Annotated in this window: 2 protein-coding genes; one reads left to right on the forward strand and one right to left on the reverse strand. The window is 57.8% G+C overall.

What is annotated here, in order from left to right; translation table 11 throughout:
- The first annotated feature begins 109 nt into the window (after nucleotides 1-109).
- On the forward strand, nucleotides 110-1129 hold the full coding sequence (locus tag ACM9ME_RS15340; RefSeq protein ID WP_415644330.1) for an IS110 family RNA-guided transposase: 1020 nt from the start codon (nucleotides 110-112) through the stop codon (nucleotides 1127-1129).
- On the opposite strand, the gene ACM9ME_RS15345 is transcribed toward ACM9ME_RS15340, so the two are convergent.
- A complete protein-coding gene (locus tag ACM9ME_RS15345) occupies nucleotides 1093-1320 on the reverse strand; it encodes a hypothetical protein (RefSeq protein ID WP_415644329.1) in 228 nt (75 codons plus the stop codon). The two genes, ACM9ME_RS15340 and ACM9ME_RS15345, sit on opposite strands and share 37 nt — an antisense overlap.
- Between the last annotated feature and the right edge of the window lie 86 nt (nucleotides 1321-1406).

Below are 1406 nucleotides of genomic sequence, written 5' to 3' on the forward strand. Positions count from 1 at the left end.
TCGAACAGATGGGGTGGTTGCCGCCCTCCCCAGACGGCATCGCAATGTGCCAAAGTGTGGTGTTTACAGCTACTCAGCGGAAAGGACGGCAACCGTGACGAAGGATATTATGATTGGGGTAGATCTGGCAAAGAATGTTTTCCAGCTACATGCAGCCTCGATGACGGGGCAGCCGAAGTTCCGCAAGAAGCTGTCGCGGCAGAGTTTTGGCAAGTTCATGGCCGAGCAGGCTCCAGCGGTGGTCGTGATGGAAGCCTGTGGCAGCGCGCATTACTGGGCTCGCGAGATGATCAGGCTTGGCCATGAGGTGAAGCTGATTGCGCCGCATTATGTGAAGCCATTTGTGAAGCGACAGAAGAACGATGCGGCCGATGCCGAGGCGATCGTGATCGCTGCCCAGCGGCCTGAAATGCGCTTCGTCGCGCCGAAGTCCACAGAGCAACAAAGCCGAGCTAATTTGTTTCGAGCTCGGGAGCGGCTCGTCCATCAGCGCACCGAACTGGTCAACGCACTCAGGGCCTGCCTCTACGAATACGGCCATGTTGTTCCCCAAGGGATGCGTCAGATCAAACGGATCGAAGAGATTGTAGAGACGCCGAACAGCGATTTGCCCGATTTGACGCGCGAGGAATGTCGCGACCTGCTGGAACAGATTGAAGAGAAAACGGTACGCATTGACGGCCGAACCAAGAAGATCAGGGTGCTGGCGGGTGAAGCCGACACGGCGCGGCGATTGCAGACAATGCCCGGGGTTGGCCCATTGACCGCCTTGGCAGTCGAAGCATTTGCCCCGCCAATGGCGAGTTTCCGGTGCGGCCGCGATTTTGCGGCCTGGCTCGGTCTCGTTCCACGCCAATTCTCCTCAGGAGGCAAAGAGCGCCTCGGACGTATCTCGAAGGCCGGGCAGGCTGATATCCGCAGACTGCTGATTATCGGCGCGATGTCGCGCCTGAACTGGATTGGACGCAGATCGATACCGGAAGGTTCGTGGCTGGCTGGCATGGCTGCGCGAAAGCCGAGGCTGCTCGTGGCCATCGCTTTGGCCAACAAGATGGCGCGGACGATCTGGGCGATGTTGACGAAGAATGAGGATTATCGAGTTCCGGCGCAGGCGGCAGCAGTTGCATGATGATGCAGCAAAATCAGCCTGACGTCGGATGAAGGGGGTGTGAGAAGGCGACGACCCGAATGGGCAAAATGATCGAACAGATCTGGATCAGGAAAACCAGCGATCTGCTTGGAGCGACTGAGCTCGACGAACAGATTTGGACCTGATCCGCAGATCACCATACCGGCCAGCGACTTTTCATAATGTCGCATTCACAGGCCTTACAGAAGACCGCACTCGATCACGCGCGCATTGGATCAGAAACCTCTTGCACACCGGGCGGCAACCACAGAAGCAG

It is taken from the genome of Sphingomonas antarctica (assembly GCF_965137005.1).
GTDB classification, from domain to species: domain Bacteria; phylum Pseudomonadota; class Alphaproteobacteria; order Sphingomonadales; family Sphingomonadaceae; genus Sphingomonas_O; species Sphingomonas_O antarctica.

What these genes read in the sequence shown, in the direction of transcription:
- ACM9ME_RS15345 (WP_415644329.1), bottom strand. Translation starts at nt 1,320, where the DNA reads ATGCGACATTATGAAAAGTCGCTGGCCGGTATGGTGATCTGCGGATCA.
- ACM9ME_RS15340 (WP_415644330.1), top strand. Translation starts at nt 110, where the DNA reads ATGATTGGGGTAGATCTGGCAAAGAATGTTTTCCAGCTACATGCAGCC.